The organism is Methylobacterium sp. D53M (genome assembly GCF_053345625.1).
The window spans coordinates 40,704-63,709 of sequence record NZ_JBKFAL010000025.1 but is presented as its reverse complement, the minus strand read 5'-3'; the positions used below and the strand labels follow the sequence as shown (position 1 = coordinate 63,709).

The 23,006-nt window shown below is 72.8% G+C and carries 22 protein-coding genes; 7 read left to right on the top strand and 15 right to left on the bottom strand.

Annotated elements, in window-relative coordinates; translation table 11 throughout:
* Complete coding sequence (locus ACLBYG_RS25825) at positions 1 to 810, bottom strand: class I SAM-dependent methyltransferase (protein ID WP_447683375.1); 810 nt, start codon at positions 808 to 810, stop codon at positions 1 to 3.
* Between the two features lie 129 nt (positions 811 to 939).
* On the opposite strand from ACLBYG_RS25825, the gene greA reads away from it, so the two are divergent.
* The gene (greA, locus tag ACLBYG_RS25820) at positions 940 to 1,413 is read left to right on the top strand and encodes a transcription elongation factor GreA (protein ID WP_020096234.1); all 474 of its coding nucleotides are present in this window, start codon (positions 940 to 942) and stop codon (positions 1,411 to 1,413) included.
* A 6-nt stretch (positions 1,414 to 1,419) separates the two neighbouring features.
* On the opposite strand, the gene ACLBYG_RS25815 is transcribed toward greA, so the two are convergent.
* Complete coding sequence (locus tag ACLBYG_RS25815) at positions 1,420 to 2,292, bottom strand: LysR family transcriptional regulator (RefSeq protein WP_447683374.1); 873 nt, start codon at positions 2,290 to 2,292, stop codon at positions 1,420 to 1,422.
* Positions 2,293 to 2,427: 135 nt separating this feature from the next.
* Between ACLBYG_RS25815 and wrbA the strand changes: the two genes are divergently transcribed.
* Positions 2,428 to 3,030, top strand: a complete 603-nt coding sequence (wrbA, locus tag ACLBYG_RS25810) for an NAD(P)H:quinone oxidoreductase (protein ID WP_447683373.1) — start codon at positions 2,428 to 2,430, stop codon at positions 3,028 to 3,030.
* 133 nt (positions 3,031 to 3,163) lie between these two features.
* On the opposite strand, the gene ACLBYG_RS25805 is transcribed toward wrbA, so the two are convergent.
* Entirely contained in the window at positions 3,164 to 4,162 is a 999-nt protein-coding gene (locus ACLBYG_RS25805) for an L-threonylcarbamoyladenylate synthase (protein WP_447683372.1), read from the bottom strand.
* Between the two features lie 137 nt (positions 4,163 to 4,299).
* Between ACLBYG_RS25805 and ACLBYG_RS25800 the strand changes: the two genes are divergently transcribed.
* From ACLBYG_RS25800 to ACLBYG_RS25780, 5 genes are all read left to right on the top strand, one after another.
* Positions 4,300 to 6,039, top strand: coding sequence for an acyl-CoA dehydrogenase (locus ACLBYG_RS25800; RefSeq protein WP_447683371.1), 1,740 nt, complete (start codon positions 4,300 to 4,302; stop codon positions 6,037 to 6,039).
* A 10-nt stretch (positions 6,040 to 6,049) separates the two neighbouring features.
* Positions 6,050 to 6,817, top strand: a complete 768-nt coding sequence (locus ACLBYG_RS25795; protein ID WP_447683370.1) for an enoyl-CoA hydratase-related protein — start codon at positions 6,050 to 6,052, stop codon at positions 6,815 to 6,817.
* Positions 6,814 to 7,656: an SDR family NAD(P)-dependent oxidoreductase gene (locus ACLBYG_RS25790; RefSeq protein WP_056526302.1), complete on the top strand. Its 843-nt coding sequence runs from the start codon at positions 6,814 to 6,816 to the stop codon at positions 7,654 to 7,656. Before ACLBYG_RS25795 ends, ACLBYG_RS25790 begins: the two co-directional genes overlap by 4 nt.
* Positions 7,657 to 7,920: 264 nt before the next feature.
* Entirely contained in the window at positions 7,921 to 9,606 is a 1,686-nt protein-coding gene (locus tag ACLBYG_RS25785) for a B12-binding domain-containing radical SAM protein (protein WP_447683369.1), read from the top strand.
* 128 nt (positions 9,607 to 9,734) lie between these two features.
* Positions 9,735 to 10,055, top strand: a complete 321-nt coding sequence (locus ACLBYG_RS25780; RefSeq protein ID WP_042672508.1) for a DMT family transporter — start codon at positions 9,735 to 9,737, stop codon at positions 10,053 to 10,055.
* A 15-nt stretch (positions 10,056 to 10,070) separates the two neighbouring features.
* Here ACLBYG_RS25780 and ACLBYG_RS25775 read toward each other — a convergent pair whose 3' ends face one another.
* The 12 genes from ACLBYG_RS25775 to ACLBYG_RS25720 form a co-directional block, all read right to left on the bottom strand.
* Positions 10,071 to 11,756 (bottom strand): methyl-accepting chemotaxis protein, encoded by a 1,686-nt coding sequence (locus ACLBYG_RS25775; protein ID WP_447683368.1) that lies wholly within the window; start codon positions 11,754 to 11,756, stop codon positions 10,071 to 10,073.
* 97 nt (positions 11,757 to 11,853) lie between these two features.
* Entirely contained in the window at positions 11,854 to 12,858 is a 1,005-nt protein-coding gene (locus ACLBYG_RS25770) for a magnesium transporter CorA family protein (RefSeq protein ID WP_012320756.1), read from the bottom strand.
* A gap of 138 nt (positions 12,859 to 12,996) precedes the next feature.
* On the bottom strand, positions 12,997 to 14,244 hold the full coding sequence (locus ACLBYG_RS25765; protein ID WP_447683367.1) for a methyl-accepting chemotaxis protein: 1,248 nt from the start codon (positions 14,242 to 14,244) through the stop codon (positions 12,997 to 12,999).
* 93 nt (positions 14,245 to 14,337) lie between these two features.
* Complete coding sequence (locus ACLBYG_RS25760; protein ID WP_085986780.1) at positions 14,338 to 14,706, bottom strand: response regulator; 369 nt, start codon at positions 14,704 to 14,706, stop codon at positions 14,338 to 14,340.
* A 51-nt stretch (positions 14,707 to 14,757) separates the two neighbouring features.
* Entirely contained in the window at positions 14,758 to 15,555 is a 798-nt protein-coding gene (locus ACLBYG_RS25755; protein WP_447683366.1) for a ParA family protein, read from the bottom strand.
* Positions 15,552 to 15,821, bottom strand: coding sequence for a hypothetical protein (locus ACLBYG_RS25750; RefSeq protein WP_447683365.1), 270 nt, complete (start codon positions 15,819 to 15,821; stop codon positions 15,552 to 15,554). Before ACLBYG_RS25750 ends, ACLBYG_RS25755 begins: the two co-directional genes overlap by 4 nt.
* On the bottom strand, positions 15,821 to 18,403 hold the full coding sequence (locus ACLBYG_RS25745) for a chemotaxis protein CheW (RefSeq protein ID WP_447683364.1): 2,583 nt from the start codon (positions 18,401 to 18,403) through the stop codon (positions 15,821 to 15,823). Before ACLBYG_RS25745 ends, ACLBYG_RS25750 begins: the two co-directional genes overlap by 1 nt.
* Positions 18,400 to 18,771: a response regulator gene (locus ACLBYG_RS25740; protein ID WP_447683363.1), complete on the bottom strand. Its 372-nt coding sequence runs from the start codon at positions 18,769 to 18,771 to the stop codon at positions 18,400 to 18,402. Before ACLBYG_RS25740 ends, ACLBYG_RS25745 begins: the two co-directional genes overlap by 4 nt.
* Position 18,772: 1 nt before the next feature.
* On the bottom strand, positions 18,773 to 19,636 hold the full coding sequence (locus ACLBYG_RS25735) for a CheR family methyltransferase (protein ID WP_020095616.1): 864 nt from the start codon (positions 19,634 to 19,636) through the stop codon (positions 18,773 to 18,775).
* A 12-nt stretch (positions 19,637 to 19,648) separates the two neighbouring features.
* Positions 19,649 to 20,248 carry a HEAT repeat domain-containing protein gene (locus ACLBYG_RS25730; protein WP_447683362.1) on the bottom strand — a complete coding sequence of 200 codons (600 nt, stop codon included), beginning with the start codon at positions 20,246 to 20,248 and terminating at the stop codon, positions 19,649 to 19,651.
* A 19-nt stretch (positions 20,249 to 20,267) separates the two neighbouring features.
* The gene (cheB, locus tag ACLBYG_RS25725; RefSeq protein WP_447683361.1) at positions 20,268 to 21,323 is read right to left on the bottom strand and encodes a chemotaxis-specific protein-glutamate methyltransferase CheB; all 1,056 of its coding nucleotides are present in this window, start codon (positions 21,321 to 21,323) and stop codon (positions 20,268 to 20,270) included.
* A 50-nt stretch (positions 21,324 to 21,373) separates the two neighbouring features.
* Complete coding sequence (locus ACLBYG_RS25720; protein ID WP_447683360.1) at positions 21,374 to 22,957, bottom strand: chemotaxis protein CheW; 1,584 nt, start codon at positions 22,955 to 22,957, stop codon at positions 21,374 to 21,376.
* Positions 22,958 to 23,006: the final 49 nt, after the last annotated feature.

Here is a 23,006-nt window from a genome sequence, read left to right as displayed (position 1 = left end):
TCAGGCGGCTTTCCGGGCCTGGAGCAGGTAGCTCATCGGCAGGAGCCGGTCGGCAGCGAGCACGTCGCAGGCCGTGGTGCTGATGTTGTCCGGAAACTCCCGGAACCGCTCGATCGCGAGGCCGGCACCGATCAGGCTCTCGATCAGCATCCCGACGGGATGGGCGAACCAGTAATGCGGCCCGACCCGCGGGGCCGGCCCGTCGCCGTACACGATGGCGTCCTCGCCAACGAACGGCGCCGTGCGGAAATAGGAGTGCCGGACCAAGAGCGGCTGCTCCGCCCGCGGCTCGAACATGTTCACGACGGGGTGCTCCTCGTGGATGAGGATCCGGCCGCCCGGGTGCAGGAGGCGCGCCGCCACGGCGAGGAAGCGCGGCAGGTCGGGCATCCAGCCCAGCACGCCGATGGTGATCACTGCGAGGTCGTAGGCACCGTCTTGCTCCGCGTCGATCGCGTGCACGTCGCCCGCGACGAAGCGGCAGTCGCGCCCGGCGATGCCGGCGAGGTCCCTGGCCTGGGCGAGGAACGCCTCCGACTGGTCGAACCCGGTCGCCGACCGGGCGCCGAGATTCATCAGCGACACCGTCTCCCGCCCGTTGTTGCAGCAGAGCTGCGCGACGGAGGTCCCGGCGAGGCCGATCGCCCGCAGGGCCGCCTCCATCGGCGGGTCGAAGCAGGAGAAGCCGGGATCCCGCGCGAAGTTCTGCGTCAGCCGGTCCCAAGACGGGTCGCTCCGGTGCAGGGGCGCGGAGGCATCCCAGGCCTGGCGGTTGGCGGCGACGGCCTCGGCGGCGGACAGGGTCGACATCGACGGCTCCGGATGTATCGCAGGAGAGTCTAGCGAGCGGTGCCCGTGTCGCGCCACGGCGAAAACGCCGGGCCGGCCGAACCGCCGTCGCGCGGGAACCTTTGCCGTACCTCGCGTGTTGGCGTCTTTATGAGCGTCGCATTCGTCAAAGAGCCCGAGGGTGGGGAAGCGTTCGAGAATCTGCCGGACCGGCCGATCTCGCCGCACACGAACTTCGTCACACCGGAGGGGCTCGCGCAGATCGAGGCCGAGGTCGCGCGTCTCGAGAAGGAGGTCGCCTCGCTGGACCCCGCCGACAAGGCGGAGGATTCCCGCATCGGGCGCGACCTGCGCTACTGGGCGGCCCGGAAGAACACCGCGCAGCTCGTGGAGCCCAGGGGCGGCGACACCGTGCAGTTCGGCTCGACCGTCACGGTGGTCCGCGAGGACGAGTCCGGCAAGGAGACCCGGCAGACCTTCCGGATCGTCGGCGAGGACGAGGCCGACCCGCACAAGGGCTCGATCTCGTACGTGGCACCGCTCGCCCGCGCCATCACGGGCAAGACGATCGGCGACGTGGTCGAGGTGAACGGCCACGAGGTCGAGGTCGTCGAGATTCGCTGAGGCGGGTCAACGGCCCTCGAACCGGGCCCGCAGCGGCAGCAGCGCCTCGGCGACGTGCTCCATGAAGACCCGGACTCGCGCCGCGTGGCGCAAGTCCGGATGCGTCAGGATCCAGAGGTCCGCCCCGAGTTCCGGGTGCGGCCCTGACAGCCGTCGCAGCGCCGGATTGAGGTCGGCCGTGAAGCAGGGAAGCGGACCGATGCCGAGGCCGGCCTCGACCGCCGCTTCGAGACCGATCACCGCGTTGACCCGCAGGCGGACGCGGTCGGAGGGGGCCCGCGCCTCCACGAACCGTGCGAGCGAGCCGCCCGCCACCAGCGGCCCCGGACTGATCCACGCCTCGCGGGCCAGATCACCGTAGGCGCGGTCGGCGCGGCCGTAGACTCCCCAAGCCGTGAGGGCGAGGCGGCGGCCGACCAGGGTCTCACTCGGCTCGCGGCTGATCCGGATCGCCACGTCGGCGTCCCGGCGCGAGAGGTTGAGCGTCGCCTCCGCGAGGATGAGGTCGATCCGAACCTCCGGATAGCGCTCGGCGAAGCTCGCCAGCATCGGCATCAGCAGGTCGGCGGCGAAGCCGGCCGGCGCGGTCACCCGCAGCTCGCCGGAGGGTGTCTCGCCCTGTCCCGCCACTACGCGGGCGAAGCGCGTCACGTCCGCCTCGATCCGTCCGGCCGCGTCGATCATCGACTGCCCGGCGGCGGTCGGCACATAGCCCGTGCGCAGCCGCTCGAACAGGCGCGTGCCGAGCCGCGCCTCCAGGGCGGCGAGGCGCCGGAACGCCGTCGAGTGGTTGATCCCGAGCTCGGTCGCCGCCGCGGTCAGGCCGCCCCGATCGGCCACGGTCTTCGCGAACCGGAAGTCGTCCCAGTCGAACGCCACGCGCGGATCCTTGCGTCTGTGCAAGATCAATCTTGCACGTCGGGGCATTCTTGCAAGGCGGCAAATGCGCGATGGAGTGGCCTTCGGCCGGCCGACGATTCGGCCGGACGTCCGACACGCAGGAGAGATCACCCGATGGCGAAGGTTCTGGTGCTGTACTACTCGACCTACGGCCATGTGGAGCAGATGGCCTACGCCGCCGCCGAGGGCGCCCGCGAGACGGGGGCCGAGGTCGTCGTGAAGCGCGTGCCGGAGCTGGTCCCGGAGGAGGTCGCCCGGCAGAACCATTTCAAGCTCGATCAGGCGGCGCCGGTCGCGACGGTCGCCGAACTCGCCGATTACGACGCGATCATCTTCGGCACGCCGACCCGCTACGGCAACATGGCCTCGCAGATGAAGCAGTTCATCGACCAGACCGGCGGTCTCTGGATGAAGGGCGCGCTGGTCGGCAAGGTCGGCTCGGTCTTCACCTCCACGGCCTCGCAGCACGGCGGCCAGGAGACGACGCTGACGAGCTTCCACACGGTGCTGTTCCATCACGGCATGGTGGTGGTCGGCCTGCCCTACAGCTTCCAGGGGCAGGCGGGCGTCGAGGCGGTGAAGGGCAACACGCCCTACGGCGCCAGCACGATCGCGGACGGCGACGGCTCCCGCCAGCCGAGCGCCGTCGAGCTGGAGGGCGCGCGGTTCCAGGGCCGCCACGTGGCGGGCATTGCCGCCAAGCTGGCCCGAGACTGAGAAGCCAAGAAAAAAGGCTCGGATTGCTCCGAGCCTAGAAGGAAAAAGGCCATTGGGGGCTGAGAAGGCCTTCGTGATCAGTAAACGGATCAGGCCGAACTCTGTTCCGCTGCCGGCGAAAAATTCTCCGCCGTCAGCGGGGCGCGGCCGCCCGGGCGAGGCGGTCGCGGATCGCCTCGCCGAGGCCCTCCGCGGGAATGGGCACCACCGCGATGGTCTCGGCCCCCGAGGCGTCGAGGTCGCGCAGGGCGCCGAACAGCCGGGCAGCGGCCTCCGCGGGGTCGCCCGCCGGACTCAGGTTGAGACTGGCCCGCGCGGTCTCGTGACCGGCCGGCAGGCGGGATCCGAACAGCAGGACCGCCTCGCCGGGCTCGACCCGCACCGCGTCGAGGCGGACCCGCGCCCGCGGCGCGTAGTGCGAGGCGAGCATGCCCGGGCCCGCCGGCCGGTCGGCATCCGCCGCCGCGGGCGCCGCCGGATCGATGCCGAGAACCGCCCGGAGCGCCGCCCGGGTGACGCCGCCGGGCCGCAGCAGCCGCGGCGTGCCGCCGAGGCAGGCCACCACCGTCGACTCGACGCCCACCGGCGTGTCGCCGCCGTCGAGCACCGCGGCGATCCGGCCGGCGAGATCGTCGAGGACGTGGGCGGCCCGGGTCGGGCTCACCCGCCCGGAGCGGTTGGCCGAGGGCGCCGCGACCGGCCGCCCGGCCTCGGCGAGGAGCGCGCGCGCGAGCGGGTGCGCCGGAACCCGCAGGGCGAGGCTCGGCAGGCCGGCGCGGGCGAGGTCGCAGACCCGCGTGCCCGCGTGCGCCGGGACGACCAGGGTCAGGGGTCCGGGCCAGAAGGCCTCCGCGAGGCGGCGCGCCGGCGCGTCGAAGTCGCCCTCCGCCAGGGCCGCCGCCGCGTCGGGCAGGTGCGAGATCAGCGGGTTGAAGCGCGGCCGCGCCTTGGCGGCGAAGATGCCCGTCACCGCCCCGGGGTCGGTTGCGTCCGCCCCGAGCCCGTAGACGGTCTCGGTGGGGAAGGCGACGAGGCGGCCAGCCCGCAGGAGAGCGGCGGCCTCCGCGAGGCCGGCCGCGTCGGCGGTGAGCCGCCGGGTCGCGGCCGGGACCGTTGACCCGGGATCGTTCATGCGGGAAGCCGTCTCCGAGGTCATGGCGGTGCGAGCCCCGCGCGCCTATCCTCGCCCCGCCCTAGCGCCGGTGCGCGGGCGCGGTCAAACCCGCCCCGGATCGAACGCGCGGGCGGGCCGCCACACGGGAGGATCGTATGAGTTACCGCGCCCCGGTCCCCGAGATGCTCTTCACGCTGCGGCACGTGGCCGGGCTCGACGCGGTCGATCCCGACGATGCCGAGGCGATCCTGACCGAGGCCGGGCGCATCGCCGCCGGCGTGATCGCGCCGCTCAACCGGGTCGGCGACCGGCACGGCACTCCCTTCGCGGACGGGGAGGTCACCACGCCGCCCGGCTGGCGCGAGGCCTACCGCACCTTCACGGAGGGCGGCTGGAACGGGCTCTCGGCCGAGGCCGACCACGGCGGGCAGGGCCTGCCGAAGCTGATCGAGGCCGCCTGCACCGAGATGTGGAACGGCGCCAACCTCGCCTTCGGCCTCTGCCCGCTTCTGACCCAGGGCGGCATCGAGGCGCTCGCGGCCCACGGCTCGGACGACCTGAAGGCGCGCTACCTCGCGAAGCTGGTCTCGGGCGCGTGGCCCGCCACCATGAACCTGACCGAGCCGCAGGCGGGCTCCGACCTCGCCCTCCTGCGCACCCGGGCGGTGCCGGCGGGCGACGGCACCTACCGGATCACCGGCAACAAGATCTACATCACCTACGGCGAGCACGACCTCGCCGACAACATCGTCCACCTCGTCCTGGCCCGGCTGCCCGACGCGCCCGCCGGCACGCGCGGCATCTCGCTGTTCCTGGTGCCGAAAGTGCTGCCGGACGGGACCCGCAACGACCTCCGCTGCTCCGGCATCGAGCACAAGCTCGGCATCCACGCCTCGCCGACCTGCTCGATGGCGTTCGGCGACGGCGGCGGCGCCACCGGCTGGCTGATCGGCCAGGAGAACAAAGGCCTCGCCTGCATGTTCACGATGATGAACGCGGCGCGGCTCAATGTCGGCCTGCAGGGCGTCGGAATCGCCGAGGCTGCGACCCAGCGGGCGCTCGCCTACGCGCAGGAGCGCCGCCAGGGCAAGGCGGTGGGCGCCGCCGAGGCGACCAGCCCGATCGCCGCCCATCCGGACGTGCAGCGCATGCTGCTCACCATGAAGGCCTCGACGGCCGCCGCCCGCGCCATCTGCTACCTCACCGCCGCGGCCCTCGACGCGTCGAAGGGGCCGGAGGGGCAGGCGGCCCTGGACCGCGCCTCGCTGCTGACCCCGGTCGCGAAGGCGTTCGCGACGGACCTCGCCAACGAGGTGACCTCGCTCGGCGTGCAGGTCCACGGCGGCATGGGCTTCGTGGAGGAGACCGGGGCGGCGCAGCTCATGCGCGACGCCCGCATCCTCGGCATCTACGAGGGGACCAACGGCATCCAGGCCATCGACCTCACCGCCCGCAAGCTGCCGCTGAACGGCGGGGGCACCGCGCGGTCGCAGATCGCCTGGATGCGCCGGGCCGCGGAGGGGCTGCTCAAGGCCGGCGACCCCGCCTTCGGCCACATGGCGGCGCGGCTGCGCGACGGGATCGGCAGCCTCGACCGGGCGACGAGCCACCAGCTCGCCGCGCTGAGCTCGAACCGCCCCGAGGCGGCGCTCGCCGGCGCGACGCCGTACCTGCGCCTGTTCGGCCTGACGCTGGGCGCCGCCTGCCTCGCCCGGGGCGCGCTCGCCGCGAGCGCTGCCCGGAAGGCTGGCGAGACGGACCCGGCGCACGCGGCCCGCATCGCGCTCGCCCGGTTCTACGCCGAGAACCTCCTGGTGGCCGCCTCCGGCCTGGAGCAGGCGGTGGTCGAGGGCGGCGCCTTCACGGACGACGCCGCCCTGGCGCTGGCGGTTTGAGGAGCGGATCATGGCCGAACCCGTCACGATCGACGACCTCGCGGGCGGCGTCCGCCTGATCACCCTGAACCGCCCCGAGAAGAAGAACGCCCTCACGGGCGCCATGTACGACGCGATGCGCGCGGGCCTGGCGCAGGCCGACGCGTCGGACGCGGTCGGCGCCATGGTCTTCGCCGGGCAGCCCGGCATGTTCAGCGCCGGCAACGACCTCGCCGACTTCATGGGGCATGCCGGTGATGGATTCAGTTCCTCGCCGGCGCTGGCCTTCATCCGCCAGCTCGCCCGGACCCGCACCCCGATGGTGGCGGCGGTCGACGGGATCGCGGTCGGCATCGGCGCGACCCTCTGCCTGCACTGCGACCTCGTCTACGCGAGCCCGGCGGCGCGCCTGCGCATGCCCTTCGTCGAGCTCGGCCTCGTGCCGGAGGCGGCGTCGAGCTACCTGCTGCCCCTGCGGGTCGGCCGGCTCCGGGCGACCGAGCTGCTGCTCCTGTCCCGGCCGCTCGAGGCCGACGAGGCGCAGGCCCTGGGCCTCGTCAACGCGGTGCTGCCCGCCGACATGCTGGTCGAGCAGGCCATCGCGCAGGCCGCGCGCCTCGCCGCCCTGCCGCGCGGGGCGCTGACGGCGTCCCGGGCGCTGATCCGGGGCGACCAGGCGCAGGTCGAGGCGGCCCTGGAGGCTGAGGCGAAAGCCTTCGACGCGCAGCTGCGCTCGCCCGAATCCCAGGAGCGGCTCGCCGCCTTCCTGTCGCGGTCGAAGCCCGCCGCCTCGGCGTGAGCCCGCCCGACCTCTCCCAGAAGATCTGCCTCGTCGCGGGCGCGTCGCGGGGCGTCGGCCGGGGCCTCGCCCGGGCGCTGGGCGAGGCGGGGGCCACGGTGATCGTCACGGCCCGCTCCAGCGAGACCGGCCCGCGCACCGAGATGCGCGCGGAGGCGATCGAGGACACGGCCCGCGCGGTCGACGCGGCCGGCGGGCGCGGGCACCACTACCTCTGCGACCACCGCTCCGAGCGCGCCACCGACGCGCTGGTGCACTGGGCTCTGCGCCGGTTCGGGCGCATCGACGTCGCGGCCTGCAGCGTGTGGAGCGGCAACGAGGGCTACGACGGCGAGCGCTACCCGGACGGGGCCGGCTGGGGCACGCCGTTCTGGCGCCGCTCGGCGGAGCCGTACATCGGCCTCCTCGAGGCCGGGCCGCTCCCGGCCCTCTTGCTCGCCCGGGCGGTCGCCCCCGCCATGGTGGCGGCGCGGGCCGGGCTGCTGGCGCTCGTCTCCTTCGGGACCGAGGATTACCTCGGCGACGTGTTCTACGATTCCGCCAAGGCCGCGACCAACCGGCTGACCCTGGCCTTCGCCCGGGAACTCGCGCCCCACGGCGTCACCGCCCTCGGCCTCTCGCCGGGCTTCGTCGCCACCGAGCGGGCGCGCGATCTCGGTCAGGAGCAGCACGCCACCGAGAGCCCGCTCTACGCCGGCCGGGCGCTCGCGGCGCTCGCCGCCGACCCCGACATCGCCGCCCGGGCGGGCGCCGTGCTGCATGCCGGCGACCTCGCGCGGATCTACGGCTTCACCGACGCCGACGGGACGCGGCCGGAGCGGTTCCGCGTCGGGCCGTGACAGGCCGTGACGGGCCGGGACGGTTTTGGCGGGACCTGTCGCCCGAATGGCGCAGCCCCGCGGCAAACGGGCCGGATCCGCCCCGGGACCTGTCGGCGGGGTTGATTCGCGGGGCCCGGACGCGCGTCCTGTCGTGATCGGCGGCTCCGATTGCTGCGGGAGCGAAAAACGGCCTTAATTCGCCCGCAGGTCAGGGGAGCGATCCTGTACCCGCCCCGATCTCCGGTCGGGCCGGGACCGTGCGTGTGAACGAGGGAAACTGGCATGTCGGAAGCGAACACGGCCCCGCGCGTGCTGATGGTGTTCCCGAAGTTCTACGAAAACTCGATGTGGAACTTCAAAGAGGCCATGGAGCTGCAGGGCGCCCGCGCGCCCGCGCCGCCGCTCGGCCTCATCACGCTGGCCGCGATGCTGCCGCCGGCCTGGCAGGTGACGCTCGTCAACCGCAACTGCGAGGAACTGACGGACGCGCAGATCCGGGCCGCCGACCTCGTGATGACCGGCGGCATGCTGCCCCAGGAGCCGGACTGCCTCGTGGTCATCGACCGCTGCGTGGCGCTCGGAACCCCGGTCTGCGTCGGCGGCCCGGCTCCGACCTCGACGCCGGAGGTCTACGACAAGGCCGACTTCCTGGTGCTGGGCGAGGCCGAGGGCATTCTCGACAAGTTCGTGGCCGCCTGGGAGGCCGGCGAGCGCCGCGGCCGGCTCACGGCCGAGAAGTTCAAGGCTGACGTCACCAAGAGCCCGATTCCGCGCTTCGACCTGCTGACCTTCAGCCACTACCTCTACATCGGCGTCCAGTTCTCGCGCGGCTGCCCGTTCACCTGCGAGTTCTGCGACATCATCGAGCTCTACGGCCGCGCCCCGCGGACCAAGACCACGCCGCAGATGCTGGCCGAGCTCGACCGGCTCTACGGCCTCGGCTACCGCGGCCATGTCGATTTCGTCGATGACAACCTGATCGGCAACAAGAAGGCGATCAAGCTGTTCCTGCCGCACCTGATCCAGTGGCAGGAGGCGCACGGCTACCCGTTCAAGTTCTCCACCGAGGCCTCGCTGAACCTCGCGGACGACGACGAGCTGCTCGGGATGATGCGGGACGCGAATTTCTTCGCCCTGTTCACCGGGATCGAGACGCCCGACGAGGCGACGCTGATCCAGACCCAGAAGAAGCAGAACACCAAGCGGTCCATCGCCGACAGCGTGCACAAGCTCTACGAGCACGGCATGTTCGTCACGGCCGGCTTCATCGTCGGCTTCGACACCGAGAAGGACAGCATCAGCAAGGCGATGTCGCTGTGCATCGGCCAGACCGGCATCCCGATCGCCATGGTCGGCCTGCTCTTCGCGCTGCCGAACACGCAGCTCTCGCGCCGCCTGCGCAAGGAGGGCCGCCTCTACGAGAACTACGCGGCGACCACCGCCGACCAGGGCGATCAGTGCACGCAGGGCATCAACTTCGTGACCCTGCGGCCGCAGCGCGACGTGCTGGCCGACTACCGCGACGTCCTCCAGGAGATCTATGACCCGCCGAACTTCTTCGACCGGGTCCGGGTGGTCGCCCGGCGGGTGAAGCGGCCGAAATTCGCCGCCCAGAAGCTCAACTGGGGCCACATCGCCCACGATCTCTACTCGCTGCTGCGGGTGTGCTGGCGGATGACCGTGCGGCGTCCGGAACTCGCCAAGCACTTCTGGAGCGTGTTCCTGGAGACCGCCCGCCGCAACCCGGCCGCCCTGGAGGCCGTGGTCACCAACATGGTGATCTACCTCCACGTCTACCCGTTCTCGCGCTACGTCATCCGCGAGATCAACGGCCGGATCGCCGACCTCGATGCCGGCCGCTGGGTGCAGCCGCCGGTCCTGGCGCCCGAAGCGGAGACCTGCAAGGCGCCGCCGGTCGGCAAGGTGGTGGCCAAGGCCGAGGTCAAGCACCTCGCCGCGGTGGCCTGAGGGATCCGCGGCCGCTGCGCTTGCGGGCTCGGCCGATCATCGCTAGCTGACCCGCCGCGAGGCCACGTCCTCCCCCCGCCGCGCGGGGCACAAGTCCGGGACGGCCCGGCCCTTTCGGGAGGGCCGCCGTGGCCTGGATCTATCTCGTCACCGCGGGCGTACTGGAGGTCGTCTGGGCCTTCGCGATGAAGCAGTCGGAGGGCTTCACGCGCCTCTGGCCGACCGCCATCATGGCGTTGGCGATGGCCGGCAGCGTCGGCTTCCTGGCGCTGGCCATGCGCACGCTGCCCCTGGGCACCGCCTACACGATCTGGACCGGCATCGGCGCGGTCGGCGCCTTCCTGGTCGGCATCGCCGTGCTGGGGGAGCAGGCGAGCGCCAGCCGGATCCTCGCGGCCGGCCTGATCGGCTCCGGGCTCGTCCTGATGAAGCTGTCGAGCCCCGGCTGAGCCTGAGGCCGAGCCTCAGGCCGCGCGCACGGTGTGCAGGAAGGCGTCGATCTCCCGGCGCAGCTCGGCGGCCTCCTCCGAGAGACTCGACGCCGAGGCCAGCATCCGCGTGGCGGCCGTGCCCGTGTCGTCGGCCGCCCGCGCCACCGCGTCGATCGTCCCGGTGACCGCGCCGGTCCCGGACGCCGCCTCGGCCACGTTCCGGGCGATCTCCCGGGTCGCCGCGCCCTGCTGCTCGACGGCGGCCGCGATCGAGGTCGCCACCCCGTCGATCTCGCGGATGCGCGCCGTGATCCCGTCGATCGCGTCCACGGTCTGCCCGGTCGCGCCCTGGATACGGCCGACCTGACCGGCGATCTCCTCAGTGGCCCGGGCGGTCTGGGCGGCGAGCTGCTTCACCTCGCTGGCGACCACCGCGAAACCGCGCCCCGCATCGCCGGCGCGGGCCGCCTCGATCGTGGCGTTCAGCGCCAGCAGGTTCGTCTGGCCAGCGATGTCGGTGATGAGGCGCACGACGTCGCCGATCCGGCCCGCGGCGGTGCTCAGTTCCTGCACGAGGCCGGCCGTGTCGCCGGCCTGGACCACCGCGCTCCGGGCGAGTTCTGCGGACCCGTCGACCTGGCGGCCGATCTCCTGCACCGAGGCGCCGAGTTCCTCCGCGGCCGCCGCGACCGTGCCGACATGCTGGGCGGCCTCCTGGGCGGCGCCCGCCACCGTGGCCGAGCGCTCTGCGGTGTGCGTGGCCGTGCCGCTCATCGCCTCGGCGTCGGCCCGCAGGCCGAGGGCGGCGTCCGCCACCCGGGCCAGCACGCCGCCGACCGCGGCCTCGAAGGACTCGGCCATGGCGTGGACCGCGCGCCGGCGCTGCGCCTCGGCGCCGTCCCGCGCCAGGGCGGTCTCCCGCTCCAGGGCACGGGTGTGGATCAGGTTGTCCTTGAAGACCTGCACGGCCGCCGCCATCGCGCCGATTTCGTCGCGGCGCCCCGTATGCGGGACCGGCACGGTCTCGTCGCCCTCGGCGAGGCGGCCCATCGCGCCGGTCATGCGCTCGATGGGGCGCGCGATCCCGAACAGGGCGAACAGCATCGCGGCCGCCGCGACCGCGAGGCCGACCACCGTGGCGAGCAGCGCGATCAGCTTGGCCCGCGTCGCCGCCTGCACGGTCTGGGTGACGTTGGCCTCGGTCTGGCCCCGCGCCGCCGCGATCGACTCGGTCAGGCTGGCCACCGCGGCGTCGTTCTGCGCCCCCGTCGCGGGATCCAGCACGAGTGCGAGGGCGCCCGGCTGGTCGCCCGCGATCATCAGCTCGACCACCTGCAGCTGGATGTTCTGGTAGGCGTTCCACGCGTTGGTGAAGCGCTCGTAGATCGCCCGGGCCTGCGGGCTCGTCAGGCGGTCCTGATAGGCTTGCCGGAGGCTGGACAGCTCGCCGAGGGCGTCGGTCAGGGCCGTCTGGTTCTTGTCCAGGGCCGCGGCGTCGGGAGAGGCCACCGCGAGGCGGTAGAGGCGCAGGCGCGCGTCCCGCACGGCCGTCCCGATGGCCTCGGCCTGGTTCTGCACGGGCAGGGCATGCTGCGAGATCGCCGCGGCGTTCCGCTCGATCTCCGACAGGCTCACGACGCTGGCGATGCCCTGGCCGACGGCGGCGAGGGCGAGCAGGCCGATGGCACCGGCGAGGACCGTCTTGAGGGAGAAGCGCATGGGAGGTTCCGTCTACGCGGCCGCGCCGCGCCTTCAGGCCCCACCATGCTCCCGCAGAGGTCTTAAGATTCTGTCGGCTCTATACCAGCATTTGTTGTCAGAGCCACTTCTTCCACCGAAAGAAAAAGTAGGGAAATACGGCGGCCACGACCATCATGATCAGCGCCATCGGATATCCGAAGGCGAAATCTAGTTCCGGTATGGACTTAAAATTCATGCCGTAGATCGACGCGATCAGGGTCGGCGGCATGAAGACCACCGCCATGACCGAGAACAGCTTGATGATGTTGTTCTGCTCCAGGTTGACGAGCCCCAAGGTCGCGTCGAGCAGGAACTGGATCTTCGTCGACAGGAAGGTGGCGTGCTCCTCGAGGGACTGAAGATCCCGCAGGGTCGAGCGCACGTCCTCGCGCAGGTCGCGCGGGGCCTTGTTGGTCCGGTAAGTCGCCGACAGCGAGAGCAGGATCCGCTCCATGGAGACGAGGCTCTCGCGCTGCTTGGAGATGAGATCGCCGTGCCGGCCCAGCGCCCGCAGCGTGTCCTGCAGCGCGGTGTTGCGGGCGGAGGGGTCTTCCTGCACTTCGAAGATCTTGCCCGACAGGCGGTCGATGCGCTCGCCCTGGAGCTGCAGAACGTCGGCGGCCCGGTCGATCACCGCCTCGATCAGCCCGGCCAGGATCGACTCGCCCGAGGGTGTCGAGGCGCCGCCGTTGCCCATCGAGCGCCCGGCGCGCTGCGTGTACATGCGGAAGGCCTGCGGCTCCTCGTGGCGCACCGTCACCAGCCGGTTGCCGCGCAGGATGAAAGTGATGCCGGCCAGCCCCGGCTCCTCGGCGTCGCTGACCTTCGAGAGCACCCGGCCGGTCATGTAGCGGGCGCCGTCCTCGACGTAGAGCAGCTCCGAGGGCTCGATGTCCTTCATCTCTTCGCGGGTCGGCACCTCGATGCCCGCGAACGACTCGACCTTCAGTTCCTCCTCGCGGCTCGGGCGGATCAGATCGAGCCAGACCGTGTCCTCGGGGATCGTGTCCTGGAGATCGATGACGCGGCGCTCAAGCAGCGTGGCTCCGGCGCCGACGGCGGGCTGGTGGATGAAGATCACGTACGGGTCTCGGATGCGGATCGGTCACGGGACAGCGCGGGGCCGCAGCCCGCATCCGGCACCGCGACGGTCGATGCAAGCTGTGCCGCGGATGTGGCGCTGTTTTCTGACGCTTCCGTGACATCGCGGCCCGCCCCGTCAGAACAGCTCGATGTCGGGCGCTACCGGGTCGAGGGCTTGGTCGACGACGTGGTCGAGGGCCTGGGCGTCGACGCGGCGCTGGATCTGGGTGACGTAGCGCGCCCGCGCGGTCTCGAGGATCGCCGCCGGCGCGATCGCCCGCCCCGGCCCGGTGCCGATCAGCCGCCGGCGCAGGCCGTCGAGGCAGAGCTGCAGCGCCGCGTTGGCGGCGTCGACCGCCTCGATCTGCTGGCGGACGACGTCCTGGAACTGAACTTGGCCGAAGACCGACAGCACCTCGTCGCCCACCGCCGCATTCTGCGCCTTGACCTCGGCGAGGTCCGTCCGCGCCATCCCGAGGAGGACCCGGGTGGTCGTCTCGGCGATCCCGCCGAGTTCGGCCATCAGCGCGCGGAGGCGCTCCTGCTCGGTGCGGGTCGCGTCGTCCCCGCGATCGGCGATCAGCACCCGGCTGATCGTCTGCTGCGCGTCCGCCACCTGCACGCGCGCCTCGGCCATCGCGGTCTGGGAGGTCTGCGCGAGATCCTGGAGCTCCCGGGCGATGACCCGGAAGCCGGCTCCGTGGGCCCCGGCGCGGGCCGCCTCGATGTTGGCGTTGAGCGCCAGCATCCGGGTCGCCGCCCCGACCTTCTCGAGGCTGAGGATCAGGGCATCGAGCCCGCGCATCTGCCCGACGGCCACTTCGACGGTGCCGCGTTCCTCGCGGGTCTCGTTCAGGCGCCGGTCGAGATAGGCGCCGAGGGCCGCCGCCAGGGATTGCAGCGCGGCGTCGCTCTGCTCGGCGAAGCCGACGATGCGGTCGTGCGCGCCGCCGATGCAGGCGGCGCTGCGCGCCTGGGCGGCGTCGAGCCTCTGCAGCGAGGCGAGGATCGCGGCGGCGGCCGCCTCGGTCTGCGCGACGATGCTGCGCAGCTGCTCGCCCGTCACGGCGAAATAGGGGTCGAGGTCGCCGAGATCCCGGGCCACGGCCCCGGCGCAGGCCGCTCCGTGCGCCGGGGCGGCCGCCGGTTCGGCCCGAAGCGTGACCGCCATCGGCGGGGCATCCGGCTCGACCGCGCGGCAGGACGGTTGCAGCCCGCGGGTCACGATGCCCCCGCAGAGCGCGGCGGCGGCCGCGAAGAGGAGCTGCGCCGGCTGCGCGATCCCCAGGATCAGCGGCACGGCCCCGACCGCGCCGCCGGCCGCGGCACTGAGCAGGAGCGTCCGCAGCTCGGTCTTCGCGGAGGGACGGGCAGCAATCTGCATCGCGGGAACGGTCATTCGGTCGGAAGCGGTGGCGCGGGGCCGGTCGAGGCCGAGGCCCGCGGAGCGGGCTTCAGCGGAGAGGGGTCGCCCGGATCAGGCGGCGCGGCGCTGAATCGCGGGGGCGACCTGTGTCAGGACCTGCAGCAGCTTGTCGGCCTGGACCGGCTTCACCAGCCAGCCGGTCGCCCCCGCCTGACGCGCGCCGTCGCGCTTCTCCTGCTGCGATTCCGTCGTGAGAACGAGCATCGGCGTGAAGCGGGTCGGCGCGAGCTTCCGCAACTCCTGGATCAACTGGACGCCGTCCATGCCGGGCATGTGGAAGTCCGTGATCACGAGGGCCGGCTTCAGGCCTGCCTTGACCTTCGCGAGTGCTGTCTCGGCATCGGCGGCCTGTTCGGTTTCATATCCCGAACTGCGAAGTATTCCTGACATGCTCGAAAGAATGGTCGGTGAGTCGTCCACCAATAATATCGTATTCATCTCTCGCTCTGAGCTCCATCTCTGTGCGAACGGCTAAGTTTTAATCGTTCCAATCTGCCCGGCAATGCATTTTTCCATGACGTGGTCGCATAACAGCTCGAAGTCCTGCACCGCCCGCGCACGGGGCTTCACGTACCGAACCGGCCGTCCGCATCCGAAGGCCTCCGCCAGAGCGATGTCCGTGCGGATCCCAGCCAGGAGGCGCTCCCGGCCGAACCGGCTCGCGAGCTGCTCGAGGGCCTCCCGCTGCATCGTGATCCGGAGATCCACCTGCACCGGCACGATCGAGAGGCCGCGCAGACCGGGATTGAGGCTCGTCGCCACCCGGAAGAACGCGCGCGCGAACTGCCCGACGCCGTCCACCGCGAGGTGGCTGAGCTGTGTCGGAACCAGGACGTGGTGCGCGCTCGCCAGGGCGCTGATCAGCAGGGCGTCGGCCGTCGGTGCGGTGTCGATCAGGATCACCGCGTAATCCGTCGCCAGGGGCTTCAGCGCCGCCGCGAGGCCGAGGGGCGCGACGGCGCCGTCGGGGCCCGAGAATCCGCGATCGGCCGGCAGCACGTCCACGTTCGGCACGGCGGTGCGCCGCACGGCGCGCCCGAGATCCGTCACCCCGGTGCCGCGGAACAGGTCGTGCACCGTCGGCTCGCCGGGCCTCGCCCGCACGCCGAAGCCGAGGCCGGCATGGCCCTGGCTGTCGAGGTCGACGAGCAGCACCCGCCGGCCGCGCTCCGCGAGGCTTGCGGCGAGATTCACGGTCGTCGTGGTCTTGGCGGTGCCGCCCTTGCGGTTCGCCACGGCGAGGATGCGCCCGGTCCCCGGCTCGGTCATCCGCGCTCGGCCTCCGCGGCGCCTTCCGCGGCGGCCTCGGGCAGCGCGGCCAGGCAGGCCGCCGGCACGGCTCCGGCCGGCCGGCCGCGGAGGGCGGGTGCCGCGACCATCAGCACCTGGAGCACCGCCGTGTGGAGCCACGCCGCGCCGGTGAGGTCGACGACGGCCTCCGGGGTGGCGCGCAGGATATCGAGCAGCGGCTCGGCATCCTCGACCGGGCAGTGGCCCGAGAGCCGGATGCGGGCGCCCCTGTGTTCGAGGGCCATCAGAGCAGATCCGACAGGTTGAGGACGAGGAGAACCCTTCCGTCGCCGAGGAGCGCCGTCCCGGAGAAGCCCGCGAGGCCGGCGAGGAGACCGTCGAGGGGCCGCACGATGACCTCCATGCGCTCGCGGAAGCCGTCGACCACGATGCCGACCCGCTCGCGTCCGACACGGGCGACCATGACGGCCTCCTCCTCCGGCGGCGCGTCCGAGGCCGCCGGGAGGCCCAGGCTGTCGGCGAGCCGGATCAGGGGGATCATCGCGTCCCGCAGGACGAAGGTCTCGCGCTGCTTGATCCGGTGGATCTGGTCCCGCGGAACCTTCACGGTCTCGGCCACCGCGTCCATGGCGACCCCGTATTGCTGGCCCCGCGCCACCACGGTGACGATGCGGGTCACCGCCATGGTCAGGGGCAGCTGCACGGTCACGCAGGTGCCCGCGCCCGGCTGGCTCGCGAGCCAGACGTCGCCGCCCGCCCTGCGCACCGCGCTGCGCACGACGTCCATCCCGACGCCCCGACCCGAGAGGTCCGAGACCTGATCCCGCGTCGAGAAGCCGGGCGCGAAGACGAGGTTGACGAGATCCTCCGCGGTCATCTGGGCGGCCTGATCCGGGCCGATCAGGCCGCTGCGCAGCGCCTTCTCGCGGACCGCCTCCGGGTCGATGCCGCGGCCGTCATCGGCCACCTCGATGATGACGTTGTCGTTCTCCTGCCGCGCCGCGAGCCGCAGGGTGCCGCGCGCCGGCTTCCCGGCGGCGATCCGGATCGCGGGGGTCTCGATGCCGTGATCGAGGGCGTTGCGGACCATGTGGATCAGCGGGTCGGCGAGGCTCTCCAGCACGTTCTTGTCGGCCTCGGTCTCCTCGCCCAGGATCACCAGCTCGACCTCCTTGCCGAGCTTGCGCGTGATGTCGCGGACGAGCCGGGGGAAGCGCTGGAAGACCTGGCTCACCGGCATCATGCGGATCGCCATGACGCCGACCTGCAGGCTCTGGGCGATCCGGTCGATGACCGCGTACTGCTCCTTGATCTCCCGACCGAGCTGGCGCGAGCCGCTGACCTGCTCGACGCGCCCGGCGAGATAGGCGAGCCCGTTCTTGGCGACCGTCAACTCGGCCGCGAAGTTCATCAGGGCGTCGACCTTGCCCTGCTCGACCCGCAGCATGCGCGCCGGACCCTTGGCGTCGGGGCCGGATCCCTCCGGGGCATCGCGCGGCTCGGTCGCCGGCGGCGGGGCCGCGGTGGGCCGCGGCGCGGGCTCTCCGGAGGGTGTCGGCATCGGCGGTGCGGCGGTCGCGCCGCTCGCCGCGCCGCGGAGGACGGCGCCGAGGGGCTCGGTGGCGCCCGCGCGCGCTCGGCCCAGGGCTGCTTCCAGGGCGGCGGCCCGGCCCGGCGCCAGATGCGGCAGGCAGCGCCGCACCACCGTGCGCACGGACTCGAACCGGCCCTCCGCGACGGCCGGGTCCGTCGGCACGGCCAGCATCTCGGCCTGCGCGGCGAGGATCGCCTCTGCCTGCTGGCGCAGGGCGAGGTCCGGGGCGGGCGCGTCTGCGGGCGGCCGATCGGTCGGCGGCGAACCCGAGGCCGGCCGCGGGCCGCCGAGGTCGGCGGCGAGGCGGCGCAGCGTCTCGGTCTCCGCCGTGGCGGCCAGCGCCGCGATCCAGCGCAGGGCGCAGGCCTGCCGGGTCCCGGCGCCGACGATCCCCAGCAGGGCGTCGGCGGCGGCGGCGAGGTCCGCCCGGGCGTCCTCGGCGAGGAGCGTCCCGGCCCGCGCGGCGAAGTCGCCGAACACCTCGGCCTCATCCTCCGTCCCGGTCAGGACGATCAGGTCGTCCGGCCGGATCGCGCCGACCCGGACCTGATCGGCGACGTAGCGCAGATGGTCGGCGACCGCCTCGGCGTCGGCGACGCACAGAACCTCGAAGCGGAGCCAGCTCAGCACCGGATCGCAGGTCTCCGGCGACGGAGTTGCGGCGCGCGGCCGTACCCGCAGCGCGACGAGGCCCGGGGCCTGCGCCACAAGATGGGCCGGGTCGTCGCCGCGGAAGAAGCAGGTCTCGTCGGGCTCGTAGTGCCAGGCGGTCAGGGGGGCGCCCGCTGCCGCGGCGCGCCTCCAGGCGGCCTGCCGGTCCGCCTCGGGGAGGTCGGCGAGCCAGTCCGGCGGCCCGTAATCGGCCCTCGCGACGGTGGCCTCGATCGCCGCGGGGAGCCACGCCCGCAGGGCCGTCACCCGGCCCGCCATCACGGCGTCGGCGTCGTCCGGCAGGACCGCGCGGCTCTCCAGGACGTCGATCCAGTGGCCGACCAGATCGAGGCTGTCGAGGAGCCCGTCCACGATCGCGGGTTCCAGGACGAGCGTGCCGGCCCGGACCTCGACCAGAAGGTCCTCGGCCGCGTGGACCAGATGGGTCAGCGGCGCGATCTCGAATAGGCCGGACGTGCCCTTGAGGGTGTGCACCGCCCGGAAGACGTCGTCGAGGGATTCGGCGCCCGGCGACTTCTCCAGGACCAGCATGCCGCTCCCCGCGCGCTCCAGGAGCTCGCGGGCCTCGGGGATGAACTGGGCGAGCAGGGCGTTGGTCACGGTGCGGCTCCGGCCATCACGGTGGCGACCGCGACGAGGGCGTCCGGGCGCACCGGCTTGACGAGGTAGAGGTTGGCGCCCGCCGCGAAGGCCCGCGCGCGGTCGGCGCTGGCGCTCTCCGTGGAGATCATCACGGCCGGCACCGCCTGGAGCTCCGGCATGGTCCGGCCCTGCCGCAGGAAGGTGTAGCCGTCCATCTTGGGCATGTTCACGTCGACCAGGACGAGGTCGAAGCCCTCGGCGACGGCCTTCTCCAGGCCCTCGTAGCCGTTCACGGCCTCCTCGACCGCGAAGCCGGCCTCTTCCAGCACGTCGCGGTAGTACAGGCGCACCGTGGTGGCGTCGTCGATGACGAGGATCCTGGCCATGTCAGGCCTCCGCGCTCAGGGGCTTCTGGTAGACGATCGCCTCCGCGAACTTCCGGAGGTCGAACAGCGCGGAGATCCGACTCATCGACTCGGAATGGCCGAGGCAGACGAAGCCGCCGGGATCGAGCGCCTCGTAGAGCGTCTGGGCGGCGCCGCGGCGGGACGCGTCGTCGAAGTAGATCAGCAGGTTGCGGCAGAACACGACGTCGAAGCCGCGGAACTGCCGGGTCGAGAGCGGGTCCGAGAGGTTGACCTGCGCGAAGGCGATCGACTCGCGGATGTCCGGGATCACCTCGTGGGCGCCCTGCACCCGCCGGGTGTAGCGCTCCAGGGTCGCCCGGGGGACGTGCTGGACCGCGCGGTCGCCGTAGAGGCCGCGCTTGGCTTGGTCGAGCACGGCGGTGTCGATGTCCGAGGCGACGATCTCGATGTCGTACCGGTCGACCTCCGGCCACGTGTCGAGGAGCTGGAAGGCGATCGAGTAGGGCTCCTCGCCGGTCGAGCAGGGCACCGACCAGATCCGCACCGGCTCGCCCGGCCGCTTGCGCCGGGTGACCTCCGGGAGGATCGACCGGACGAGGCAGCGGAACTGGTACTCCTCGCGGTAGAAGTAGGTCTCGTTGACGGTCATCAGGTTGACGAGCGTCTGGAACTCCTGGCCGCTGGCCTGGAATCGCAGGGTGTTGAAGTAGTCGCGGAAGACCGGCAGCGCGCTCGCGAGCATCCGCTCCTGCAGGCGCTTGTCGACGAAGTAGCGCTTGTTGTCGGCGAACATGATGCCGGTCTTGCGGTAGAAGAAGTCGCGGAAGCGGACGAAGTCGGCATCGGTGACGACGGGCGTCGGCGGCGGGAACGGTGCGGTCATGCCGGCCGCCGGTCAGGTGATGCGGCGGCAGGCGGCCCTGGCCGCGAAGCGCAGGAACGGCGCGTCGGGGAAGCGGGCGGCGGCGGCCTCGATCTCCGGCACCATCTCGGGCGTACCGATCTCGGCGAGCACGTCGAGGGCGGCGGCGCAGACGTTGACGTGCCCGTCCTCGGCCAGGACCCGGCGGGCGTAGGTCGCGGCCGCCGGGTGGCGCAGGGAGACCAGCACGTTCACCGCGAAGATCCGGCGGTCGCTGTCGGGATCGGCGAGGGCCCGCTCGAGGGCGCCGAGCACCGCCGCGTCCATCTCCTGCAGCGTCTCGATCGCGGCGTTGCGCAGCCAGACGTCCTCCGAGCCCAGCAGGCCGAACAGGCGCTCTGCCGCCGCCGGGGTGCCGATGCGGCCGAGGGCGCCGAGGATCGCCTCGCCGACGCTTCGGTCCGCCTCGCGGCCGAGGCGGTCGGCCAGCAGGCCGGCGGCGTCGGGATCGGCGGCCAGGCGATGGGCCGCGTCGCGGCGCCCGGTGGCCGTCGGGCCCTCCAGGGCGATCCGGGGATCCTCCGGGGCTTCCGCCGGCGCGGGGAGGGCGGGGTGCTTGCGGACCAGGGCCATGGCAGTCTCGGTGTCGATCTCAGGAGAGCCAGCCGACGAGCTGGGCCGGGATGGAGCGGGCGGGCAGCGTCAGGGTCGCGCCGCCGAGGCGGATCAGCTCGGCCGGCATGCCGAACACGACGGCGCTCGACTCGGCCTCCGCGATGGTGCGGCCGCCGGCAGCCCGCAGGGCCGCCAGGGCGGCGGCGCCGTCGTCGCCCATGCCGGTGAGTTCGACGCCGATCAGGGCTTCGGGCAGCAGGTGATCCCGGGCGCTGCGGACGAGGCGGTCGACGCTGGGGTGCCAGCGCAGGGCCGGGTCGCTCGGGACGGTGGCGACCGCGAGCCGGCCGAGCCGGCGCTCGATCACCACGTCGGCGTCGCCCCGGCCGATGTAGACGCGGCCCGCCGCGAGGGGGACCGGGGCGGTCACCTCCACCACCTCCAGGGCGCAGAGGCGGTCCAGGCGCTGGGCGAAGGCCCCCGTGAAGGAGCCCGGCATGTGCTGGGCGATCACGACCGGCCAGGGCAGGTCGGCCGGAAGCTCCGGCAGGATCTCCTCCAGCGTCCGCGGTCCCCCGGTCGACACGCCGATCAGGACGCAGCCCTCGACGCGGGCCGCGGCCCGGGGCGCCGGGCGGCGCTTCGCGATCTCGCCGCGCCCGCGCCGGACCCGGTCGAGGAGGCCGCGGGCGCGGCGGGGCTTGGCCCGGGCCGCGACGCGGACCTTGGCGACCATCTCGTCCCGGACCTCGCCGATGTTGAGGGAGACGGTGCCGCCGGGCTTCTCCACGTAATCGACGGCGCCGAGCTGCATCGCCTCCAGGGTCACGGCGGCGCTCTCGCGGGTCAGCGACGAGACCATGACCACCGGGCGCGGGCGCGCCGCCATGATCTCGCCGAGGCAGGTGAGCCCGTCCATCTCGGGCATGTTGATGTCGAGGGTGACCACGTCTGGCTCGAAGCTGTCGATCTGGTCCAGGGCGTCACGGCCGTTGCGCGCCGTGCGCACCTCGAACTGGCCCGTCTCCTCGAAGATCAGGCGAAGGTGTTTGCGCATCAGAGCGGAGTCGTCGACGATCAGGAGCTTGGGCATGGCGGGTTGCGTGGCAGGAGCGGCCTCGGACCGGGCCCGGAGACGGCGGCTCAGGCCGCCTGCAGATCCGCGAGCTCGTGCCGGCTGAGGAGCCGGTCGACGTTCACCATCAGGATGATCCGCTTGGCGGCGGCGAGGTTGGCGACCCGCTCGACGGCGCTGTCGTCGTCCTGCGCGAGGTCCGGCGCCGGCACGATGGCCGAGCGGGGGATCTTCAGGACCTCCGAGACCGAGTCGACGATGAAGCCGGTCCGCACCCCCGCGATCGCGAAGACCATGATGCGCTGGCGGTCGTTGCGCGCGGCCTCCGGGAGCCGGAAGCGGCGGCGCTGGTCGACCACCGGCAGCACCGCCCCCCGCAGGTTGACGATGCCCTCGATGAAGCCGGGCGTCCGCGGCACGTGGGTGAGCTGCTCGGGGACGCGGACGATCTCGTGCACGGCGTCGATCGGCACGCCGTACTCCTCGTCCGCCAGGCGGAAGACGACGAACTGCTCCTCCTCGTCGGCGCGCGTCGGCCCGGTCGCGGTCTGACGTTCCTGCACGGGTCCCTCCTCTGCGGCTCCGAGGCCGGCGAGGCCGGCGGCGATCCCGGTGGTGGCGAACAGGCGGGCGGCCGACAGGATCGAGACCAGCCGCTTGCCGCCGCCGAGCCGGCAGATCGCCTCGACCTCGCGCAGCGCGTCGCCCTGCGCGAGCAGGTCGGGCAGCGGGTCGACCACCGCGCGGGGCACCCGCAGCACCTCCTTCACCGTGTCGGTGACGATGCCGACGGAGCCGGCGGATCTCCGGGAGGCGACCACCACGATCCGGTTCTGCTCTCCCAGGGGCACGCCCGGCAGCCCGAACAGCGCCCGCAGGCTGACCAGGGGCAGCAGCCGGTCGCGCAGGTTGATCACACCGATGACGTGGCGCTCGGCCTTCGGCAGCTCGCTGACGCGGTCGGGGACCTGGACGATCTCCTGCACCTGCTCGATCGGCAGGGCGTATTCCTGGCCCGCGAGCTCGAAGGACACGAGCTGGATCTCGTCGGAGAGCCCGGCCTCGCCCTCCGGCCGCACCGAGGCCGCGCCGCCGGCCTCGATCGGCCCGACCGCGTTCCGTCCGCCCGACCCGCCCTCTGCGCCGGCGCGCCCGGACCCGCTGCGCTGCAGCAGGCGCCCGAGATCGATGATCAGCACGATGCCGGCCGGCCGCTTGATCACGCCCGCGAGCAGCTCGGTCGCCGCGGTGGCGGTGAGGCCGTCGGTCCCCTCGATCTCCCCGGGCTCGGCGGTGATCACGCTCGCCATCCGGTCGACCACGAAGCCGGAGGTCCCGCCAGCGCCGCCGCCGTCGCCGGACCCCTGGCCGACCACGACCACCCGGGCGGCGTCGTCGTGGACCCGGTCGGGCAGCTCGAACAGCCGCCGCAGGCTCGCCACCGGCAGGACCGAGCCGCGCAGGTTGGCCAGTCCCACCAGGGCGGGGGGTGCCAGGGGAACGTCGACCATGTCGGGCAGGCGGATGATCTCCTGCACCTCCGCGAGGGGCACCGCGTAGGTTTCGCGGGCGACGTGGAAGGTCACGAACTGGAGCGCGGAGGCGGTCTCCGACCGGCCGGTCGCGGCCGAGGCTGGGGCGTCGTTGGGCATGGCGGGCTCCGGGCTGAGCAGGATTCGGGTGGGGCCGTCCCGGCCGGGC